Annotated in this window: 15 protein-coding genes; 11 read left to right on the forward strand and 4 right to left on the reverse strand. The window is 63.9% G+C overall.

Features of this window, described 5'->3' with window-relative positions:
• Positions 1-144: 144 nt before the first annotated feature.
• A complete protein-coding gene (locus LGH82_RS31735) occupies positions 145-1395 on the forward strand; it encodes an aconitase X (RefSeq protein WP_227346467.1) in 1251 nt (416 codons plus the stop codon).
• Positions 1392-1826, forward strand: a complete 435-nt coding sequence (locus LGH82_RS31740; RefSeq protein ID WP_227346468.1) for an aconitase X swivel domain-containing protein — start codon at positions 1392-1394, stop codon at positions 1824-1826. Before LGH82_RS31735 ends, LGH82_RS31740 begins: the two co-directional genes overlap by 4 nt.
• Positions 1827-2073: 247 nt before the next feature.
• Here LGH82_RS31740 and LGH82_RS31745 read toward each other — a convergent pair whose 3' ends face one another.
• Positions 2074-3144 (reverse strand): siderophore-interacting protein, encoded by a 1071-nt coding sequence (locus tag LGH82_RS31745; RefSeq protein ID WP_227346469.1) that lies wholly within the window; start codon positions 3142-3144, stop codon positions 2074-2076.
• A gap of 2 nt (positions 3145-3146) precedes the next feature.
• On the reverse strand, positions 3147-5288 hold the full coding sequence (locus LGH82_RS31750) for a TonB-dependent hemoglobin/transferrin/lactoferrin family receptor (protein WP_227346470.1): 2142 nt from the start codon (positions 5286-5288) through the stop codon (positions 3147-3149).
• 182 nt (positions 5289-5470) lie between these two features.
• Between LGH82_RS31750 and LGH82_RS31755 the strand changes: the two genes are divergently transcribed.
• On the forward strand, positions 5471-6424 hold the full coding sequence (locus LGH82_RS31755) for a heme/hemin ABC transporter substrate-binding protein (protein WP_227346471.1): 954 nt from the start codon (positions 5471-5473) through the stop codon (positions 6422-6424).
• A gap of 33 nt (positions 6425-6457) precedes the next feature.
• Here LGH82_RS31755 and LGH82_RS31760 read toward each other — a convergent pair whose 3' ends face one another.
• Complete coding sequence (locus LGH82_RS31760; protein ID WP_227346472.1) at positions 6458-7945, reverse strand: HAL/PAL/TAL family ammonia-lyase; 1488 nt, start codon at positions 7943-7945, stop codon at positions 6458-6460.
• On the reverse strand, positions 7942-8943 hold the full coding sequence (locus tag LGH82_RS31765; RefSeq protein ID WP_227346473.1) for an ornithine cyclodeaminase family protein: 1002 nt from the start codon (positions 8941-8943) through the stop codon (positions 7942-7944). The genes LGH82_RS31760 and LGH82_RS31765 overlap by 4 nt, the downstream gene beginning before the upstream one ends.
• A 235-nt stretch (positions 8944-9178) precedes the next feature.
• On the opposite strand from LGH82_RS31765, the gene LGH82_RS31770 reads away from it, so the two are divergent.
• The 8 genes from LGH82_RS31770 to LGH82_RS31805 all read left to right on the forward strand — a co-directional run bounded on the left by LGH82_RS31770 (position 9179) and on the right by LGH82_RS31805 (position 18376).
• Positions 9179-10615: a DHA2 family efflux MFS transporter permease subunit gene (locus LGH82_RS31770; protein WP_227346474.1), complete on the forward strand. Its 1437-nt coding sequence runs from the start codon at positions 9179-9181 to the stop codon at positions 10613-10615.
• A 37-nt stretch (positions 10616-10652) separates the two neighbouring features.
• Entirely contained in the window at positions 10653-10817 is a 165-nt protein-coding gene (locus LGH82_RS31775) for a hypothetical protein (RefSeq protein ID WP_227346475.1), read from the forward strand.
• 70 nt (positions 10818-10887) lie between these two features.
• Entirely contained in the window at positions 10888-11874 is a 987-nt protein-coding gene (locus LGH82_RS31780; protein ID WP_227346476.1) for an ABC transporter permease, read from the forward strand.
• 62 nt (positions 11875-11936) lie between these two features.
• Entirely contained in the window at positions 11937-12962 is a 1026-nt protein-coding gene (locus LGH82_RS31785) for a sugar ABC transporter substrate-binding protein (protein ID WP_227346477.1), read from the forward strand.
• Positions 12963-13040: 78 nt separating this feature from the next.
• Entirely contained in the window at positions 13041-15164 is a 2124-nt protein-coding gene (locus LGH82_RS31790) for an ABC transporter permease (protein WP_227346478.1), read from the forward strand.
• Positions 15161-16216, forward strand: a complete 1056-nt coding sequence (locus LGH82_RS31795; protein ID WP_227346479.1) for a hypothetical protein — start codon at positions 15161-15163, stop codon at positions 16214-16216. Before LGH82_RS31790 ends, LGH82_RS31795 begins: the two co-directional genes overlap by 4 nt.
• A complete protein-coding gene (locus LGH82_RS31800) occupies positions 16216-17712 on the forward strand; it encodes a sugar ABC transporter ATP-binding protein (protein WP_227346481.1) in 1497 nt (498 codons plus the stop codon). The genes LGH82_RS31795 and LGH82_RS31800 overlap by 1 nt, the downstream gene beginning before the upstream one ends.
• A gap of 256 nt (positions 17713-17968) precedes the next feature.
• Positions 17969-18376 carry a carboxymuconolactone decarboxylase family protein gene (locus tag LGH82_RS31805; protein WP_227346483.1) on the forward strand — a complete coding sequence of 136 codons (408 nt, stop codon included), beginning with the start codon at positions 17969-17971 and terminating at the stop codon, positions 18374-18376.
• The last annotated feature ends 3 nt before the right edge of the window (positions 18377-18379 follow it).

The following is an 18379-nucleotide window of genomic DNA, read 5'->3' on the forward strand; positions in this document are numbered from 1 at the left end:
TTCGACGTCGCTGCTCCTTCTTCAACACAGGAAATTTGCGAAAGCGGCAATGACGGCTAATCTCCCCCCTTGAGGGGAGATGCCCGGCAGGGCAGAGGGGGGCGCTGTCCCTCCGTCCTTTCCGATAACGAGCCGGGAGCTGCGATGACGCTTGAACTGACTGCGCAGGACCAGTCCATGCTCGACGGCGAGCAAGGCCCATCCGCGGCCGCCGCGATGAAGATCCTGGTCGCCTTCTCCAAAGCCATCGGTGCGCACAGCCTGCTCGACATCACCGGCGCTCATATCGATGGCTGTCTCTACCACGGCAAGGCGGGGCTCGATTTTGTCGAACGGCTGGTCGAGGGCGGCGGGCGTGTCCAGGTGACGACGACATTGAATGTCGGCTCGTTCGACCTCATCCATCCGGGCATGGTGAAGATGCCGGCGGCGGAGGAAGTGCCGGCGCGGCGGCTGATGAAGGCGCATATGGAGCTCGGCTGCCAGGCGACCTTCACTTGCGCACCCTACCAGACTCGGTTCCGGCCAAGCTTCGGCCAGCAGATCGCCTGGGGTGAATCCAATGCCATCGTCTTCGCCAATTCGGTGATCGGCGCGCGCACCAACCGCTACGGCGATTTCATCGACCTGTGCTGCGCCATGACCGGACGCGCGCCGGCCTGGGGCCTGCATCTGAGTGACAACCGGCGCGGCCGCATCCTGTTCGAACTGGCCGTTGCCGATCCGGAACCGAGCGACAGCCTGTTCGTCGGCGTCGGGCTGATCATAGGGCAAGCCAGCGGCGATCGCATTCCGGTCATCGCCGGCCTGCCTCGGCCGCGCGACGAGGACCAACTGAAGGCACTCGGCGCGGCGGCTGCGACGACCGGCGCGGTGGCGCTGTTCCATGCGGTCGGGATCACGCCGGAAGCAAGAACCCTGGACGAAGCGTTCCACGATCACGCACCGGAAGAGACGATCCACATCAGCCGTGGCGACATCGATCACGCGCTGGCCAGGCTGTCGAGCGTGCCGGACGGAGCGCCGCTCTCGGCCGTATCGCTAGGCACGCCGCACTTTTCCCATGAGGAATGGATGCGCCTTTTGCCGATGCTGCGCGAGGTCGCGCCGGGCAGGTCCATCCCGATCTACGTCAACACCGGACGCGCGACGCTGACGCGGCTGCAGGAGGAGGGCGCGTTGGCTGGCATGGAGGCGTTCGGCCTCATCCCGGTCGCGGACACCTGCACCTATGTCACCTCGATCTTGGAACGTCTCGACGGCGTGGTGATGACCAACTCGGGCAAATGGGCGCATTACGCCCCGGGTAATATTGGCGTGTCCGTCGCCTTCGCCGACATGAAGGATTGCATCCGCTCCGCAGCGGTCGGGCATGTCGTGCGGAGCGCCTCATGACGCGAACGCTGGAAGCCCTTGAAAGAAGCGGCACCTTCCAACTGGCCGGTGAAGCCGAGGGCGAGGCGCTGGTGTTCTCGCAGCCGCTCAGCTTCTGGGGCGGCATCGACGCCGAAACCGGCGATATCATCGACCATTCGCATCCAGGGCTCGGCCAGAATGTCGCCGGCAAGATCCTGGTCATGCCCAGCGGACGCGGTTCGTCGTCTTCGTCGTCTGTCCTGGCCGAAGCGATCCGCCGGGGCACGGCGCCGGCCGGCATCCTCATGGAGCGGCCTGACCCGATCCTGGCTGTGGGCGCCATCGTCGCGGAGTTTCTCTATGATATCCGCATGCCGCTGGTGGTGTGCGACATTGCGGGGATTGTTTCTGGTGAGCGGGTTGCGATTGGTGTCCGTGAGGATGGTGGGGCGGTCGTCCGTAAAGTCTGAGAAAATCGTTCAAAGTCAGCGCCGCCCCTCATTGTCCTGCCGGCATCTTCTCCCGGTATAGGGACGGGGAGAAGGGGCTTGGCCGCAACGCCGGCATCCTTCCTGCAACCTTGATCATTGGCGAAGGCGCTGATGACAGCCTCCCTCTCCCCGTCACTATACGGGGAGAGGATGCCGGCAGGCAGGTGAGGGGCAGCACCAGCGCTTCTCAATTCTCTCTCCCCATCAAACACGCTTCAGCCAGCCATCAGCCCAGCAGCACCACGCCGCCAATAGGCGGCGGCCAGCGTCTCGTCGCGACCGAGCCCCAGCTTTCCGCGCCAGTGTTCGCGTATGACTTTCGCGGCATAAGCTTCGGCAACCAGCCGAATGCCGAAACGTCCTTCGGCCATGCCACTGAGCGGACGGCCTCGGCCAGTCGCGTGTCTTCGCCCGCCGGCACGCCGTTTCGGGTCAGCCAGTGCAATTCGATGCCGGTGGCGTTGGCGATCTCCTGCCTTTCGCCATCATCGGCGATTTCGACGAAGGCAATGCCCCGGGTCTGCGCGGGCAATGTCTCCAGCAGCCGCGCCAGCGCAGGAAGGCCGGTTTCGTCGGCGCCCATGACATACCAGCCCGCTTGCCGCACCGGGCGGCCGACCGGCCCCATGATGCCGACCTTCATGCCGGGCGCTGCCTGCATGGCCCAGGCGGCGCCGACGCTGTCGCCGGGATGGACGACGAAATCGACATCGATGATGCCCTTGTCCACGTCGAGCGCGCGGATGGTGTAGACGCGCGCTACCGGACGGCGGTCATCTGCCGGCCACACCGGCAGGCCGTTGCCGCCCAGCACCGGCCAGAGCGGATCGGGCACGTCCTTCGTCGGGAACAGCATGCGGATGTGCATGCCGCCGAATTTGGCGAAGCGCGAGAGATCCTCGCCGGCAAAGCGGATGCGGCGCATATGCGCGGTAAGATGGCGAACGTCCGTCACCGTCATTTCGCGGAACTGGGCGAGGCTGGTCTCGCCCGAGAGATCGCCGGTCCAGACGATCTCCGGGTTTTCCTCCTTGGCATAGACCTGGACCGCCGTGGCCAGCAGGTCCTTGATGCGGGCGAGACCGTCACGGTCGACCGCATTGGCCCGCATCACCAGCCGTTCCATGTCGAAGGAAGCGCCGCCAAAGGCGAAACGGAAATCGATGCGCCAGCCATCCTGAGAAGCATCGGCCTCGAAACTTTGCAGCCTGTCCGTGATGCGGTCCATGTAATCTGGCAGATTGCGCAGGTTCAGCCGCGCCTCGCAGACCAGTTCTCTCACCGATGCCTGGCTCATGCTCAACCTCCGATTCTGCCGGTTAGCGCGACCTTGAAGGTGCGGCCCTTGCCCTGTTTCGTCAGCGCCGAGGTCGACCATGCGCTTTGCGGGTCGGTGTAGGCGGTGTTGAAGACGTTATCGACGCCGAAATCGAGCTTTGCGTTGTCGTTGATGCGCCAGTTGGCGAAGACATTGACCAGTTCGAAACCGTCATCGACGACCGGCTTGGCGTTGGGATTGGTGCGGCGGGTGCGGGTGATCTCGCCGATGCTGAGATATTGCGCGCCGACGGTGAGCTGGTCTTCCAGCATGCGGAAGCCGATTGTGGCCGAGAATCGGTCGAGCGGTGTGTTGTTGAGTGGCTGACCGGAATAGACCCCGCTGACAACCTTGGCATCGATCAATGCGCCGGCGAGGTTCACGAAACCCCAGCCGTAATCGTAGACAGCCTCCGCCTCGATGCCCTTCAGCCGCGCGTCGCCGATGTTGGCCGCAGTGCGCGGTATCGGCGGTGTCAAGGTGCGTAGGTCGACATCGATATAGTCCTCCACGTCGGTATGAAAGAGATTGACCTTGGCGCGCAGGCGGTCGCCCTCAGTCAATATGTCGTCGTATTTCACGTTGATGCCGGCTTCCCAGTTCTTCGCCGTCTCAGGCTGAAGAAGCAGGTTGGGCAGATAGGCGTCGCCTGAGCCGTGCGCGCCGCCGCCACGGAAGACATCCTGCAGGCCCGGCGCCCGGTAACCTTCGGAATAGGTGCCGTATAGCTGGAAGCCCTCAAACGGGGTAACGCCGACGGTGAGGCGCGGTGACCAGCGGTCGCCGGAGATCGAGGCTTCCTGTCGTGGCGCGGTTTTGGTCTCGCCATCCAGCTCATAACCATCATAGCGCATGGCAGCGATGACCTGCAGCCACTCCTTGTAGTCGCCCTGCCATTGCAGGAAGCCGCCATAACCCTGCTGCTCGCCGGCGCCGAAATGCGCTGCTTCCGAGGATCCTTCGAGGAAGTAGTAGTCGAGACCGTAGGTCAGCGTATGGGCGATGCTCCAGGCATCGAAACGCGTGGAGTTCTTCACGTTGAAGCCGGTCGTGGCGACATCATAGAAGCGGAAATTGCCGATCGCGTTGGCCGGCGCTATCTGCGTCTGCTCGGCGCGGGTGCGGTTGTGGTAGGCATTGGCGCTGAAGTCGATCAGGTCGTTGTTGTCGGGCTTCCAGGTGTAGGCGGCTGTGTAGGTCTGGTTGGTGGTGTTGGCATTGTAGCGGCTCAGCGTTGGCGAGGGCGAGCCGCTCGAACCGCTGATGACGTCATTGTAACGCTGCAGGATGGCGCCGAGCTTCAGTTCATGGCCATCGGCAGGGCGCAGCGTCGTCTTCAGATAGCCGCTGGTCACCCGCTCGCCGGTCCATGGCACGGTGGCACCATTGCCGTCGGTATAGCTGTCGCGGTCGCGATAGATCAGGTTGCCGATGATGTCGGCATCCTCGTTGAAGCGATAGGCACCGGTGGTGCTGGTGGTAAAACCCTTGCCGTTGCTTTCATAGCCGAGCTTCTCGCTCAGCGCCCAGTGCTCCCGAGGCTTCAGGAAATCGCCGGCGCCCTTGGTCTCGAAGGAGACGACGCCGCCAATGCCGCCCGAACCATAGGCGTTCGACACCGGACCGCGAATGACGGTGGCTTCCTTGATCAGGTCCGGCTCGACATAGAAAGAGCCCGAGCCGTGGCCGACACGCCAGTAATCCTGGCGGGCGCCGTCGAGGGTGACGACGACGCGACCATACTGTTCCAGGCCGCGAATGTTGATGGCGGTTGCTGGATCGTCGCCGTTCATCGAGGCGGCGACCCCCGGTGTGGTGCGGAAAATGTCGGCGGCGGTATCGGGCTGAATGCGGTCGAGCTCATCCTGGTCGACGGCACTGATGGCGGCCATCGAGTCGATGACGGCGGTCTTGATCATCGTTGCCGAGATGGTGATCAGATCGAGCACCGTCGTCGGCTGGTTCCGGGCGGTCGTGGCTTGTCCGATTCGATCGGTCTTGGCGGCTGCGCCCTTCTTCTCCGGCTCCTGCTCTTGCGCATTGGCGAGCGGTGCGGCGCACAGGCCGAGTGCGAAGGCGAGCGCCGTGCTCGCCATCAATGTCGCGTTGGTCGTCGTTCTCATGGAATGCAGCCCCCGGGCAAAAGCAAGATTGCTGGCGGTGGCTGAAAGGCCTTGGCTGGCGTGATGGAAATCCCTCGACCAGCGGGTCAGGGCAGGGGTCACATATTAAAACATGATGACATAAGTCAACTTTAAATTTATAGGCCAACCATCATTGAAATCAGCGGCATAGGAGCGAGAGCATGATGAGCGGTGAGAACGGGTTCGGGCGGCCAGGCTGGTTCCGGCCTGGCAAACTGGCGGCGTTGATGCTGTTGTCGTTGTCGGTGCTTGCACCGTCTTGCGGCTTCAAGGCGCTGGCCGCCGAGACGGTTGTCGACGCGCTGGGGCGAACTGTCGCGCCCGGGCCGGCGACGAGAATCCTGACACTCGGCTCCGATGTCACCGAGATCGTCGACGCGCTGGGCGCCGGCGAGCGCATCGTCGGCGTCGATCGGGGCAGCAAGTATCCGGAGTCGGTGACGCGGAAGCCCAATGTCGGTTATCGGCGCCAGCTCTCCGTCGAGGGCCTGGCCGGCCTGCGCCCCGATCTCATCCTGGCGGCCGAGGACAGCGGTCCGCCCGAGGCGGTCGAGGTGCTGAAATCCCTGTCGATCCCAATCGTCTTCATTCCCGAGGACAACAGCCCGCATGGCATCAAGCGCAAGATCACGCTGATCGCGTCCACGCTTGGCGCGGAGGACAAGGGAAGGGAACTTGCCGGCGAGGTGCTCTCCTCCTTCCAGGCAGCCGCCGATCTGGCATCGAAGATCCCGCCGGAGCGACGCAAGAAGGTGGTGTTCTTCCACGGCCTGGTGCGGCTGAGCGCTGCCGGCGCCGGTACATCAGCCGATGCGATCATCCGCTATGCCGGCGGTATCAACCCGATGGCGGTCGTCGATGGCTACAAGGCGGCCTCGGAGGAGAAGCTGATCGAGATGGCGCCCGACGTCATCCTGATGATGAGCGACGGCAAGGGCGGCCCCACCGCCGATCAAGTGTTCGGCAACCGTGCCCTGTCGGCCACGCCGGCGGCGAAGACCAAGGCGCTGGTCGTGCTCGACGGCGCCTACATGATCGGCTTCGGCCCGCGCACCGCTGATGCGATCCGCGACTTGGCTCAGGCGTTGTATCCTGAGGCGAACAGCGTCGATTAGCGGCGCCTCGCGCCAACTCGCCGACCGATCAAGTCACGTGCTAGTGAGCCACGTCCCGCCGGTGAGCGCAGTGTAGAGCGCTTCGGCATCAGCGCCGAGCGGCCGATCCTCCTTCAACGGCTGGACCAGCGCGCGCACCGCGCCATGGACAGCGGCGGTGGCTGGCGCCAGCGTCAGCCCGTCGCGCAGATCGACAGCCTGGGAGGCGGCCATCAGTTCGAAGGCGATCAGCCGCCGCCACAGCACGATCATCTCAGCGCATTTCGAAACGGCGAGCGGCGTCTGTGTGGCATGGTCCTCGATGCCTTCCGAAACCGGAAGAAAATCGAGCATCACCGGATTGGCCTTGTGGCGGATGGCCCCGACAATGGCGGTCACCGTCTTCTGCAGCGGCACGAAACCGGCCGATGCGCCGCCGACCGGCGACAGGTATTTGGGCAGGCCGTTGCGGCCCGAGCCTGTCAACTGGATGAAGCGGGCGGCGCAGGCGGCAGCGCTTTGCGCGATGGCCAGGCCGAGCGTCTCGAAGGCGAGCGCCAGCGAGGCGGTGTGGAAATTGCCGGTCGACATCACCACGCCGTCTTCGCCCAACACCAGCGGGTTGTCGGCGGCGCCGTTGAGTTCGATCTCGACGGCCTGCCGGGCCCGGTCGATCGCCTCGATCAGCGCGCCATGAATCGATGGCATGCAGCGGATCGACAGCGGGTCCTGCAAGGTGGTCGGCGCCAGTGGCTCTTCGCGCGCCAGCAGATCATGCAGCGCCTTGGCTGCTTCCTGCTGGCCGGCCGCCGGCCGCGCCATATGCAGGCGCGGATCGAGGATGGTGCGGTTGGCACTGAAGCCTTCCATGGTCAATGCGCCGGCCTGCTGTTGTTGGGCAAGGGCTGAGAGTGCGTCCATGATCGCCAGCGCGCCGCCTCCGGCGGAAACCGCCGAAGCGTTGATCAACGACAGTCCGTCCTTGGGCGCGAGGCTGATGGGGGCGAGGCGGGCCATCATCAGCGCCTTGGCCGCCGGCATGCGCCGGCCCTGATAGTCGGCTTCGCCTTCGCCGATCAGCATGCGTGCAATGGCTGTCATCATCACAAGGTCGCCGGCGCCGATCGAGCCGAGCGACGGCATCACCGGATGGACGCCGGCATTGAGTGCGTCCACGAGCGCCGAGTACACCTCTGGCGATAGTCCAGAGCCGCCGGCCGACAGCATGGCGATGCGGGCCAGCATGGTTGCGCGAACGGCGGCCTCGGGCAGGGCATCGCCGACCGCGCCGCTGCGTCCCTCCAGCAACTGGCGCTGGAAAGCTGACGCGTCGCCCTCGACCGAGGTGCCGAGATTGGCGCCGAGCCCGGTGTTGAGGCCATAGATCTGCTGGCCCGAAGCGGCGGCCTGGTCGAGCACTTTTCGCGCCTGTTCCAGCCTGCCAATTACATCGGGCCCTATCTCTACCTTGCGGCCACTACGGGCAACCGATGCGACATCGCCAACGCTGACGCCGGCCCCGGTGAGGACGAGCGCGGTCATGCGAAGCGCAGCCTCTGGCCAATGCCCTGCGCCTGCGCCTTGGCCAGCATCGCCTTGCCCAGTGCGATGTCGGACAGCGACAGGCCGCGATGCCAGAACAGGATCGTCTCGCTGTCGTTCTCCCGGCCCGGCTTGAGGCCGGCGGCGATCTGGCCGAGTTCGGCATGCAGCGTCTTCTCGCTCAGCCTCCCGGTCTCGACATGGGCGCGCAACGAGCCGAACTTGCCGCCCTTGCACTGGCCCCAGTCGTCGACGACCATCTTCTGCATGATGTCGGTCAGCGACAGCTCCACCGCGCTCATCGTGCCATAGGGCACGACCAGCGCGCCGGGCTTGATCCATTCCGTCTTCAAGAGCGGCCGCGGCTCAGGCAGGCGCGAAGCTTCCACGACGATGTCGGCACCCTTGACGCAGCTTTCCCAGTCGGTGACCGCTGTCACCGGCTTGCCGAGGTCGGCAGCCAGCTTCGCGGCAAAGCCATCGCGGCTTTCCGGGCGGCGCGAATGGACGCGGATTTCTTCGAAGTCGAAGAGGTGGTCGAGCAGCCGTACATTCCAATAGGCGGTGCCGCGCGCGCCGATATGAGCCAGCACCTTCGAATTCTTGCGCGCCAGATGTTTGGCGCCGATGGCGGTGACGGCGCCCGTGCGCATGTCGGTGATGACGGTGGCGTCAAGGATGGCGCGCGGCGTGCCGGTGCGCGGATCGAACAGGTTGAGGATGCCGAATTCCGACGGCAGGCCGTGCAAATAGTTGTCGACGTAATCGCCGACGATCTTGACGCCGGCCGTATCGAGCGGCGCCACATAACCGCGCAGCACATTGAAATGGCCATGAAAGGATGGATCGGGCTCCAGATGGACGCGGGGCTCGATCACTGTCTGGCCCTTGCCCTGCGCCACCAGTCCCGCCTCGACCGCGTCGATGATTTCGCCGTCGGTCATCGCCAGCGCCTCGATGTCGAGGGCGTTCAGATAGTCGATATAGATGGGTTTCATGCGCAAGGGTCCTGCTCGGAAGAAGCGAAACGAAATCGCTGGTGTCATCAGCCGGCTCGGCGGCGAGGCTGCATTCATTGCACAACAGTGCGCGATGCAACAGGAAGGATGCGACACGAAAGTTTGTTGATCCGTTGTCTGGACGGCTCCTGTCGAATGCTGTTCAAACCGGTTCGTCGTCGCCCGCCGACCATTCCGGCATTGGCGCCACGGAAGCCCTTGGACCATCCATCCCATGAACGTCACGCCAAAAAAAGAAGCCTTTTCGAAGCCCGATGCGGCGAATGTGCGGCGGGTGGCGTTGATCGTCGCCATCGCCTTCTTCATGCAGTTCCTGGATTCGACGATCATATCCACCTCGCTGCCGCAGATGGGGCAGTCTTTCGGCGTGCCGGCGGTGGCGATGAGCATCGGCATCACCGTCTACATGCTGACCATGGCGGTGTTCGTGCCGCTGTCGGGCTGGCTCGCGGACCGCTACGGTGCGCGCAACATCTTCCTTGTGGCCATCGCCATGTTCACGCTGGCCTCGCTCGCCTGTGGCTTCTCGCAGAACCTGACGGAGTTCGTGGCCGCACGCGCGGTGCAGGGCCTGGGCAGTGCGCTGATGACGCCGGTCGGCCGCATCCTGGTGCTGCGCAATGCATCGAAATCCGAGCTGCTCAACGCCACCGCGCTGATCACCTGGCCGGCGCTGTTCGCGCCGGTGATCGGGCCGGTGCTGGGCGGCTTCATCACCACCTATCTGTCCTGGCACTGGAACTTCTTCATCAACATCCCGCTTGGGCTGGCCGGACTGGCGCTGGTCGCGCGCTTCATCCCCGGTGACCGCGAGGCCGACCCCAAGCCGCTCGACTGGCCAGGGTTCTTTCTCACGTCGCTGGGCCTCGCCCTGCTGCTCTACGGCCTCGAACGGATCGCGCATCCGGAGGACGGCATCCTGCCGACACTGCTGCTGATCGCCGGCGGTATCGTCATCGGCTGGCTGGCGGTACGCCATCTGGCTGTTGCCCGGCATCCGCTGCTCGACCTGTCACCGTTCAAGGTGCTGACCTTCGCCATCTCGACACTTGCCGCCGGCACCATCTTCCGGGTGGCGATCAACGCCACGCCGTTCCTGCTGCCGCTGCTGTTCCAGGTCGGATTTGGCCTGAGTCCTGTCGATGCCGGCATGATGATCCTGGCCTATTTCCTCGGCAATCTCGGCATGAAGGTGGTGACGACGCCGACGCTGCGGCGCTTCGGCTTTCGCTCGGTGATGGTCGTCAACGGCGTCATCGCTTCCGCGTCGATCATGGCCTGCGGTGCGGTCTCGCCGCAGACGCCGCAGCCGCTGGTGTTGGCGCTGCTGCTGATCGCCGGCCTGTCGCGTTCGATGCAGTTCACCGCGCTCAACACGCTGGCCTTCGCCGACATCGCCGCTGAGCAGCGCAGCTCGGCGGCGACACTGTCCTCGATGCTGCAGCAGGTGGCGATGCTGTTCGGCGTGGCGGTGGCGGCGGCGATCCTCAACCTGTCGCAGATAGCCAGGGCGCAGCCGGCGCTCGATCTCGTCGATTTCCGAATCGCCTTCCTGGTCATCGGCGCCATCGGCCTGGTCACATCGTTCCGCTTTATGGTACTGCCACGGCACGCCGGGGCCGAGGTTTCCGGCCACAGCCCAAGGAATTGAAATCGGATTTCTGCTGATAATGCGGAGACAAATCCCATTGCTTGCCCTGGCCATGGAGCGAAGCTTTCGCGAGGCGTGCGATCCGCGCAACCAATTGCCAAAAGTGCTGGATTTTCCGGGCATTGCGCCAGTTCCGGTAATCAATCCGGCCACCCCCGGAATATCGCCGCGCGCCGGGCCTGTTGAACGCGGATTCATTTGACGAACCGGCGTTGCGCCGATTAGCTTTCATCCGGATGGCAGCGCTGCCATCGGGGTGAAAGACATCAGCAATGAACATGAGCGGCTGGCCAAGTTTGAGGCGCCTGAACCAGGAAGGCATTGTCTTTGCCATCGCGGTGGTTCTGTTCGTTGCCGCGGCAATACGCTTGCCCGGCTTCATCGATCCCAACAACCTCGTCGCCATCGTGCGCTCGGTGTCGGTGCTGGGCATACTGGCGCTCGGCATGGCCGTCGTCATCATCGGCCGGGGTATCGACCTGTCGGCGGTGGCGATCATGGCGATGTCGGTCGCCTGGTACCTGCAGCTCCTGAATACCGGGACGCCTGATGGGCTGGCCTTCGCCTATGTGCTGGCCGGCGTTCTGGCCATCGGGCTGCTCAATGGCTTCCTCGTCGCCTATGCCGATGTGCCCGCGATCTTCGTGACACTGGCCACCGGTTCCTTCGTCTTCGGCTATGTGCGCTCGCAGCTGATCACGCAGGATGCGGTGCCGGTTCCCGAAGGGCATTGGGTCGAGCTTCTGGGCGGCCTGCGTTTCCTCGATATTCCCATCGAGGTCTTCGTCTTCGCGGGCTTGGCCTTCGTCTTCTTCCTGTTCCTGCGCTACACGAAATGGGGCCGCTACATCTATTTCGCCGGCGACAATCCGGTCGCGGCGCGCAACATCGGCATTCCCGTGCGACCGATGCTGGTGCTGCGCTATGTGGTGTCAGCCGTCGTCTCGCTGGTCGCCGGCCTGCTGACCGCCGCCAGCCTGCATTCGATCAACACGCGCGTCGTCAATTCCACGTTGCTCTACGACATCGTGCTGGTGGCGGTGATCGGCGGCATCGGGCTTTCCGGCGGGCGGGGAGGGGTGCGCAACGTGCTGGTGGGCGCGGCGCTGATCGGCATCCTGCTCAACGCCATGACCATCATCGACATTCCGCTGCTTTATCAAAACCTGATCAAGGCTGCGATCCTGCTCGGCGCCATCATCGTCGACGGCATCATCAACCCGCGTGACGAGCAGACTGCCCAGCAGGGCGACATTTAGGGGGTACCCGGTCCGTTCCATCCTGGGCGGCCGGCAATGAAAATCGAACCAGAGGATCCGACATGAAACTGATCAGGACATTGATGGCAGCGGCCACGGCGCTTGCCGTCACCGCCTTCGTGGCGCCAACCTTCGCCGCCGACGATCCGGGCCCGGCCGCCTACGCGCAGGCACTCAAGGGCAAGCGCGTCATGCTGGTGCCGCTGGCGATGGGCTTCGATCTCGCACAGGGCTGGTCGCATTATCTGAAGAAGGAAGTCGAGGGCTGGGGCGGCGTGTTCGAGACGCGCGACCCGAACTGGGTGGTCGATGCCGGCGCGCAGGCGATCACCGATGCCATCTCCTCGGACACCAGGCCGGACGTGCTGATCATCCACGCACCTGACCTCAACTCCTATTCCAAGCTGATGAAGAAGGCGCAGGCCGCCGGCACCTATGTCATGCTGGTCGACAATCCCGCCAACTTCCCCGCCGATGCCTTTGTCGGCAGCGACTGGGACCGGCTTGGCCAGCTCGAGGCCGAAGCGGCGATCAAGGGCTGCGGCCCGAATTCGTCGAAGAAGATCGGATTGGTGCAGGGTGACCAGGCGAACTCTTCCAGCCTCTACCAGTATGCCGGCATCATGAAGGTGCTGGACAAGAATCCCGACTTCAAGGTTGTCGCCAAGCCCGACTCCAATTGGGATGCAACGACGTCGCGCAACGTGACGACGACGATGCTGCAGCAGAACCCGGACATTTGCGCCATCATCGATTTCTGGGATGGTGATGCCACCGGCGCTTCCGCGGCGATCCGCGACGCCAAGCTCGACGGCAAGGTGTTTCTGGTCACCACCGGCGGCGGTGAAAAGGCTGCTGATTGCGACAAGCTCGCTGACGGCACCTATGGCGCAGTTGTCATGACCGATCTTGCCCGCCAGTCGGGCGACATGAACGCCATCATCAAGTTCCTTCTGCAGAGCGGCCAGCCGGCCGGCACGTCTCACACCTACATCTACACGCTGGAGAAGGCGACGACGAAGGCCGACCTCAAGCCCGACAGCTGCTGGGACCTGAAGGCGCTGCAGGCCGAAGCGGCGGCGAAGTAAACCGCACGCCCCAGGACCGATATCAACGGGGTGGCCGGATTGTCCGGCCGCCTCTTTCTCTTGAAATAGCAGCAGCCGATGTCCTTTCGCGAACGCCTCAAGTCCTGGCGCTACAATCTCGTGCCCGACCATGTCGTCGGCGAGATTCTGACCAAGCGCTGGACCGACAACGCCATCCCGTTCCTGGCGCTGGTGGCGACGCTGGCAACCTTCGGCTCGATCATTCCCGGCTTCTTCAAGCTGACGGCGCTGCAGGAATCGACGCGCCAGCTCGGCGAATTCTCCATGGTCGTCACCGGCATGACGGTGGTGATGCTGGGCGGCGGCATCGACCTGTCGGTCGGCTCGATCTTCGCGCTGTCCTGCTTTTCCGCCGTCTATGTCTTCTTCATCCTCGAACAGTCGATATGGCTGGCGCTGGCGGCATCGCTCGCCACAGGCCTCATCTTCGGCGCCATCAACGGCTACCTCGTCGGCTACCTGCGGCTGCGCGCCTTCCTTACCACGCTGGTCACCTTCATCTTCGGGCGGGCGCTGTTCGATATCCTGGTCACCACCTATGCCGCCGATGTGCAGCTTTCGACAGCCACTTCCAAAGTGCTCGACTTCATCGGCGACAGCACGTTCTGGGGGCTCTCCGTCTCGGTCTGGCTGGCGATCATCCTGGCCATCGTCACCCATATCGCGCTGACGCGCTCGCGGCCCGGCTGGCATGTGCTGGCGGTCGGCGGCTCCCGCCGCTCGGCCCACAATGCAGGCATCCGCGTGCGCCGCACCGTGTTCATGACCTATGTCTTCTCCGGTTTCTGCGCTTCGATCGGCGGCTTCCTCATCGCCTGCCGCTTGAGCGGGGCAGGACCGGGCACCGGCCTCAACCTTGAGATCATGGCGCTGACAGCGGCGGTGGTCGGCGGCGTCAGCCTCGGCGGCGGACGCGGCTCGGTGATCAAGGGGCTGATGGGTGCGATAATCGTGCTCACCATGACCAACGGGCTGATCCGGCTGGGTTACGGCACCGGCACCAACCAGATGGTGCTGGGCATCATGCTGGCGGTGGCGGTCACCATCGACATTCGCTGGCTGAAGAACCGCCACAAGGTGCTGAACGAGGTCTATGTCGCGCCGGTCTATCTCAAGATGGGCGCAACGCAGTCGGCCGCACCCGGCTCGGGCACGCCCTATGAACTCGACAACAGGCTGTCGGCGGCCGACCATATCGGGCTTGGCGAACTGGAAGGGCCGGAAGACGTCATCCTCGACCGCGACGACAATCTCTACTGCGGCACCCGCCATGGCGAGATCGTCCGCTTCTTCGCGCCGGACTATGTGAAATCGGAAGTCTTTGCCCATATCGGCGGCTTCCCGCTGGGCTTGGCCTTCGACAGATCGGGCAATCTGATCAGCTGCGTCGGCGCAATGGGGCTCTATTCGGTGTCGCCGGAGCGGGACGTAAAACGCCTGTCGGCCGAGACATCGCGCTCCTGGACGTCAATCGTCGACGACGCGCGGCTGCGTGATCCCAATGATTGCGACATCGCGCCCGACGGCCGCATCTACTTTACCGACTCGACCAAGCGCTATGACGCCCACGATTGGGCGCTGGACTCGATCGAGAACCGCGCCACCGGCCGGCTGCTGGTCTACGACCCGAAGGACGGTTCGACGAAAACGCTGCTCGACGGCTACCGCTACACCAACGGTGTCTGCATGGCGCATGACGGCAAATCGCTGTTCTTCGCCGAAAGCTGGGCCTGCCGCGTGCACCGCTATTGGCTGGAAGGGCCGAAGGCTGGCACCGCCGAATGCGTCATCCGCGACATGCCGGGCTATCCCGACAACATCAATCGGGCATCCGACGGCAATTACTGGATGGCGTGGCTGGGCATGCGAACGCCGAGCTTCGACCTGTCGCTGCGCCACCCCGACATGCGCAAGCGCATGACGCGGCGTCTGCCGCAGGACGAATGGCTGTTTCCCAACATCAACACCGGTGGTGTGGTGAAGTTCAACGAGACCGGCGGCATCGTCGAGGCGATGGGAGACCTCTCCGGCGGCGCGCATCCGATGGTCACCTCGATGCGCGAGCACAAGGGATATCTGTTCGTCGGCGGCATCCTCAACAACCGCATCGGCCGCTACAAGATTGCCGGCGCCGACCCCAACTGGACCAGCCCTGCTTCCTACTGGGGGGCAAAGTCATGATCCTCGATCCGATCCTCGATATGTTTCGCGGCAAGGCCGTCACCATCCCGCCGCTCGACGGCGCCTTCCGCCCCAACACGCGGCTGGATGATGCGCCGGCTTTCGCCAGCCTGGCCGAGCCCGACAATCTACTGGTTGCCAATGGCCGTCTGCTCGCTTCCAGCGGCAACGTCATCTACGCGATCAAAGCCGGCGCGGAGCCTGCCGTGGTCGAGACCTTTTCGTCCTCGGTCACGGCGCTGGTTTTGTCGCCATCGAGCGAACTGGTGGTCGGGATCGAAAGCGGCAAACTGCTGATCGCAGGCAAGGAGGTTTCGCTGCCGGCCGGGATCTCCTGCATCACCGCACTCGCCTATGCCGATGATGGCGCGCTGTGGCTGGCCAATGGTTCGGCTGAGCACGCCCCGTCGCAATGGACCGCCGACCTGATGAAGAAGGGGGCTTCCGGTTCGCTATGGAGATGCGGACCCGCCGAGATTCGCTTCCAGAAGATCGCTGGCGACATCGCATTCCCTTACGGTCTTCATCCCATGGGGCGGGATGTGCTGGTCAGCGAAAGCTGGCGCCATCAACTCGTGCGTTTCGATGGCGCGACCGGCAATCGTTCGACGGTGTTGACGCATCTGCCCGGCTATCCGGCGCGGCTGTCGCCGGCCAGTGATGGCGGGGCGTGGCTGAGCTTGTTTGCGCCGCGCAACCGGCTGATCGAATTCGTGCTGCAGGAAACGCAGTACCGGCAGGACATGATCGATCAGGTGCCGCCGGCCTACTGGATCGCGCCGGCGCTGGCTTCCAACCGCAGTTTCCTCGAGCCGCTGCAATGCGGCGGCATCCGCACCATGGGCATCCACAAGCCATGGTCGCCAAGCCGCTCCTACGGGCTGGTGGTCAGGCTCGACCCAAAAATGCAGCCGCAATTCAGCCTGCACAGCCGCGCCAACGGCACGCGTCACGGCATCTGCAGCGTGGCGGAAAAGGACGGCCGGTTGTTCATCGCCTCCAGGGGTGGCGACCGCGTCCTAGCTGTCGACCTCGCATCGGGAGGTTTGTGATGGAAGCGATCGTTCGCCTGGAAAACGTCACCAAGAATTATCGCGGCGTGCCGGCGGTGAAGAACGTCACCTTTGAGCTGCGCAAGGGTGAGATCCACGCGCTGCTCGGCGAGAATGGCGCCGGCAAATCGACGCTCACCAAGATCATCGCCGGTGTGGTCGACGCCACGTCCGGCAAGATGTTCCACAAGGGCCGGGAGATCGCCTACGCATCACCGCATGCCGCGCTCGAAGCAGGCATTGCCATGGTGTTCCAGGAGACCAGCCTGGTGCCCTCGATGACGGTGGCGCAGAATCTCTATCTCGGCACCGAAAAGTTCCTCAACCGGCTGCGCGGCACCTACATTTCGGCGCAGCAGTTCCTGCAGTCACTGAATTTTGCGGTCGACCCGAACGCCATGGTGGCGACGCTGGGTGCGGCCAAGCGGCAGATGGTCGAGATTGCCCGCGCCGTCCACCACAATGCCGAGATCATCATCTTCGATGAACCGACGGCGACGCTGACGCCGGAGGAGAAGCGGCACTTCTTCGCGTTGATCCGTCGGCTGAAGGCCAGCGGTGTCTCCATCGTCTTCATCAGCCACGCGCTGGAAGAGGCGCTTGGCATCGCCGACCGCATCACCATCCTGCGCGATGGCGAACTGGTGATCACCGACGACTCGTCAGCCTTCGATCGCGATAGGATCGTCGCCGCCATGGTCGGGCGGACGCTGTCGGGGCAGCTCTACCAGCAGCGAGACGAGGCCAAGCTGCGCAAGGCGGGCCGGAAGGTGCTGTCGGTGCAGGACATTTCTATGAGCAACGTCGTGCGCAACACATCGTTTTCGATCTTCGAGGGCCAGATCACCGGGGTGTTCGGGCTGATCGGCTCCGGCCGCACCGAGACCTTCAAGATCGTCTCCGGCATCTACAAGCGCGATTTCCTGCGCGGCGGCGCCATCGAACTGGACGACAAGCCGGTGCGCTATCTGGTGCCGAGCGAAGCGGTGGCCGATGGCATCGTCTACGTCACCGAGGACCGCAAGAGCGAAGGCATTTTCGAGACGATGGGTGTAGCCGAGAACCTGTTCGGCGGGCTGCTGGCGGCCGGCCATGAGAAGGCCTGGGTGATCAACCAGCAGGAGATGCGGCAGCTCTCAGCCGAATGGACGAAGACGCTGAACATCAAGGCGATCAACGACAATGCGCGCGTGGTCGAGCTTTCCGGCGGCAACCAGCAGAAGGTGGTGATCGGCAAGGGGCTGGTGCAAAAGCCGCGCATCGTCATCTTCGACGAGCCGACGCGCGGCGTCGATGTCGGCGCGATCGCCGAGATCCACCAGATCATCAACGGGCTGGCCGACGAGGGGCTGGCCGTCGTCGTCATCTCGTCCTACCTGCCGGAGATCATGAACCTGTCCGACCGCATCCTGGTCTGCCGGCAGGGCCGGATCGTCGAGGAGTTTTCACCGGCGGAGGCGACGGAGGAGAAGATCATGTACGCGGCGGTGCACTAGGGTGTGTCGATATTCAGGTGAGGCCGGCCTGCAAACGACGGCTTCCTGCGCTTCCGGTGCTCACGTACGAAAAGTACGCTCCGCTCCGGTTCTCGGAACCCGCCGTTTTCGACTCGGCCTGACCTGAATCTCGATACACCGTGGCGATGCCGTCTGCAGCGTGAAAGGGCGAATATGCGAATTAAGTGAATGGATTAGCGGTAGCTGCTCAGCGTCCGATTCAATTATCTGGCATCAAGAAACGAAGGGAAAACGCATGGCCACCACGAGACTCCTGAGCGATGCCGAGGTCGAGAAAATCCCCGCCGTGAAGGCCGTGTTCGACGACATCCGCGCGACGCGCAAATCGGATTTCGTCAACAATTTCTGGCGTGGGCTGGCCAACGATCCGGCCTCGCTGAAGCGGACCTGGGAACAGCTGAAGGCGGTGATGGTGGCCGACAGCGCCATCGACCCGCTGACCAAGGAGATGATCTACATCGCGGTGTCGACCGCCAATGGCTGCTCCTACTGCGTCCACTCGCACACGGCGGCGGCGCGGGCCAAGGGCATGACCGATGCGCAGCATGGCGAGTTGGTGTCGATCATCGGGCTGGCCGGGCAGACCAACCATATGGTGACGGCGCTGCAGATTCCGGTCGATCCGCAGTTCGAGGTGAAGTGAGCG

Source organism: Mesorhizobium sp. PAMC28654 (assembly GCF_020616515.1).
Classification (GTDB): domain Bacteria; phylum Pseudomonadota; class Alphaproteobacteria; order Rhizobiales; family Rhizobiaceae; genus Mesorhizobium.

Bases quoted from the DNA above. Each gene is read 5' to 3' on its own strand.
- LGH82_RS31735 (WP_227346467.1), top strand. From the start codon at position 145: ATGACGCTTGAACTGACTGCGCAGGACCAGTCCATGCTCGACGGCGAG.
- LGH82_RS31740 (WP_227346468.1), top strand. From the start codon at position 1,392: ATGACGCGAACGCTGGAAGCCCTTGAAAGAAGCGGCACCTTCCAACTG.
- LGH82_RS31745 (WP_227346469.1), bottom strand. From the start codon at position 3,144: ATGAGCCAGGCATCGGTGAGAGAACTGGTCTGCGAGGCGCGGCTGAAC.
- LGH82_RS31750 (WP_227346470.1), bottom strand. From the start codon at position 5,288: ATGAGAACGACGACCAACGCGACATTGATGGCGAGCACGGCGCTCGCC.
- LGH82_RS31755 (WP_227346471.1), top strand. From the start codon at position 5,471: ATGATGAGCGGTGAGAACGGGTTCGGGCGGCCAGGCTGGTTCCGGCCT.
- LGH82_RS31760 (WP_227346472.1), bottom strand. From the start codon at position 7,945: ATGACCGCGCTCGTCCTCACCGGGGCCGGCGTCAGCGTTGGCGATGTC.
- LGH82_RS31765 (WP_227346473.1), bottom strand. From the start codon at position 8,943: ATGAAACCCATCTATATCGACTATCTGAACGCCCTCGACATCGAGGCG.
- LGH82_RS31770 (WP_227346474.1), top strand. From the start codon at position 9,179: ATGAACGTCACGCCAAAAAAAGAAGCCTTTTCGAAGCCCGATGCGGCG.
- LGH82_RS31780 (WP_227346476.1), top strand. From the start codon at position 10,888: ATGAACATGAGCGGCTGGCCAAGTTTGAGGCGCCTGAACCAGGAAGGC.
- LGH82_RS31785 (WP_227346477.1), top strand. From the start codon at position 11,937: ATGAAACTGATCAGGACATTGATGGCAGCGGCCACGGCGCTTGCCGTC.
- LGH82_RS31790 (WP_227346478.1), top strand. From the start codon at position 13,041: ATGTCCTTTCGCGAACGCCTCAAGTCCTGGCGCTACAATCTCGTGCCC.
- LGH82_RS31795 (WP_227346479.1), top strand. From the start codon at position 15,161: ATGATCCTCGATCCGATCCTCGATATGTTTCGCGGCAAGGCCGTCACC.
- LGH82_RS31800 (WP_227346481.1), top strand. From the start codon at position 16,216: ATGGAAGCGATCGTTCGCCTGGAAAACGTCACCAAGAATTATCGCGGC.
- LGH82_RS31805 (WP_227346483.1), top strand. From the start codon at position 17,969: ATGGCCACCACGAGACTCCTGAGCGATGCCGAGGTCGAGAAAATCCCC.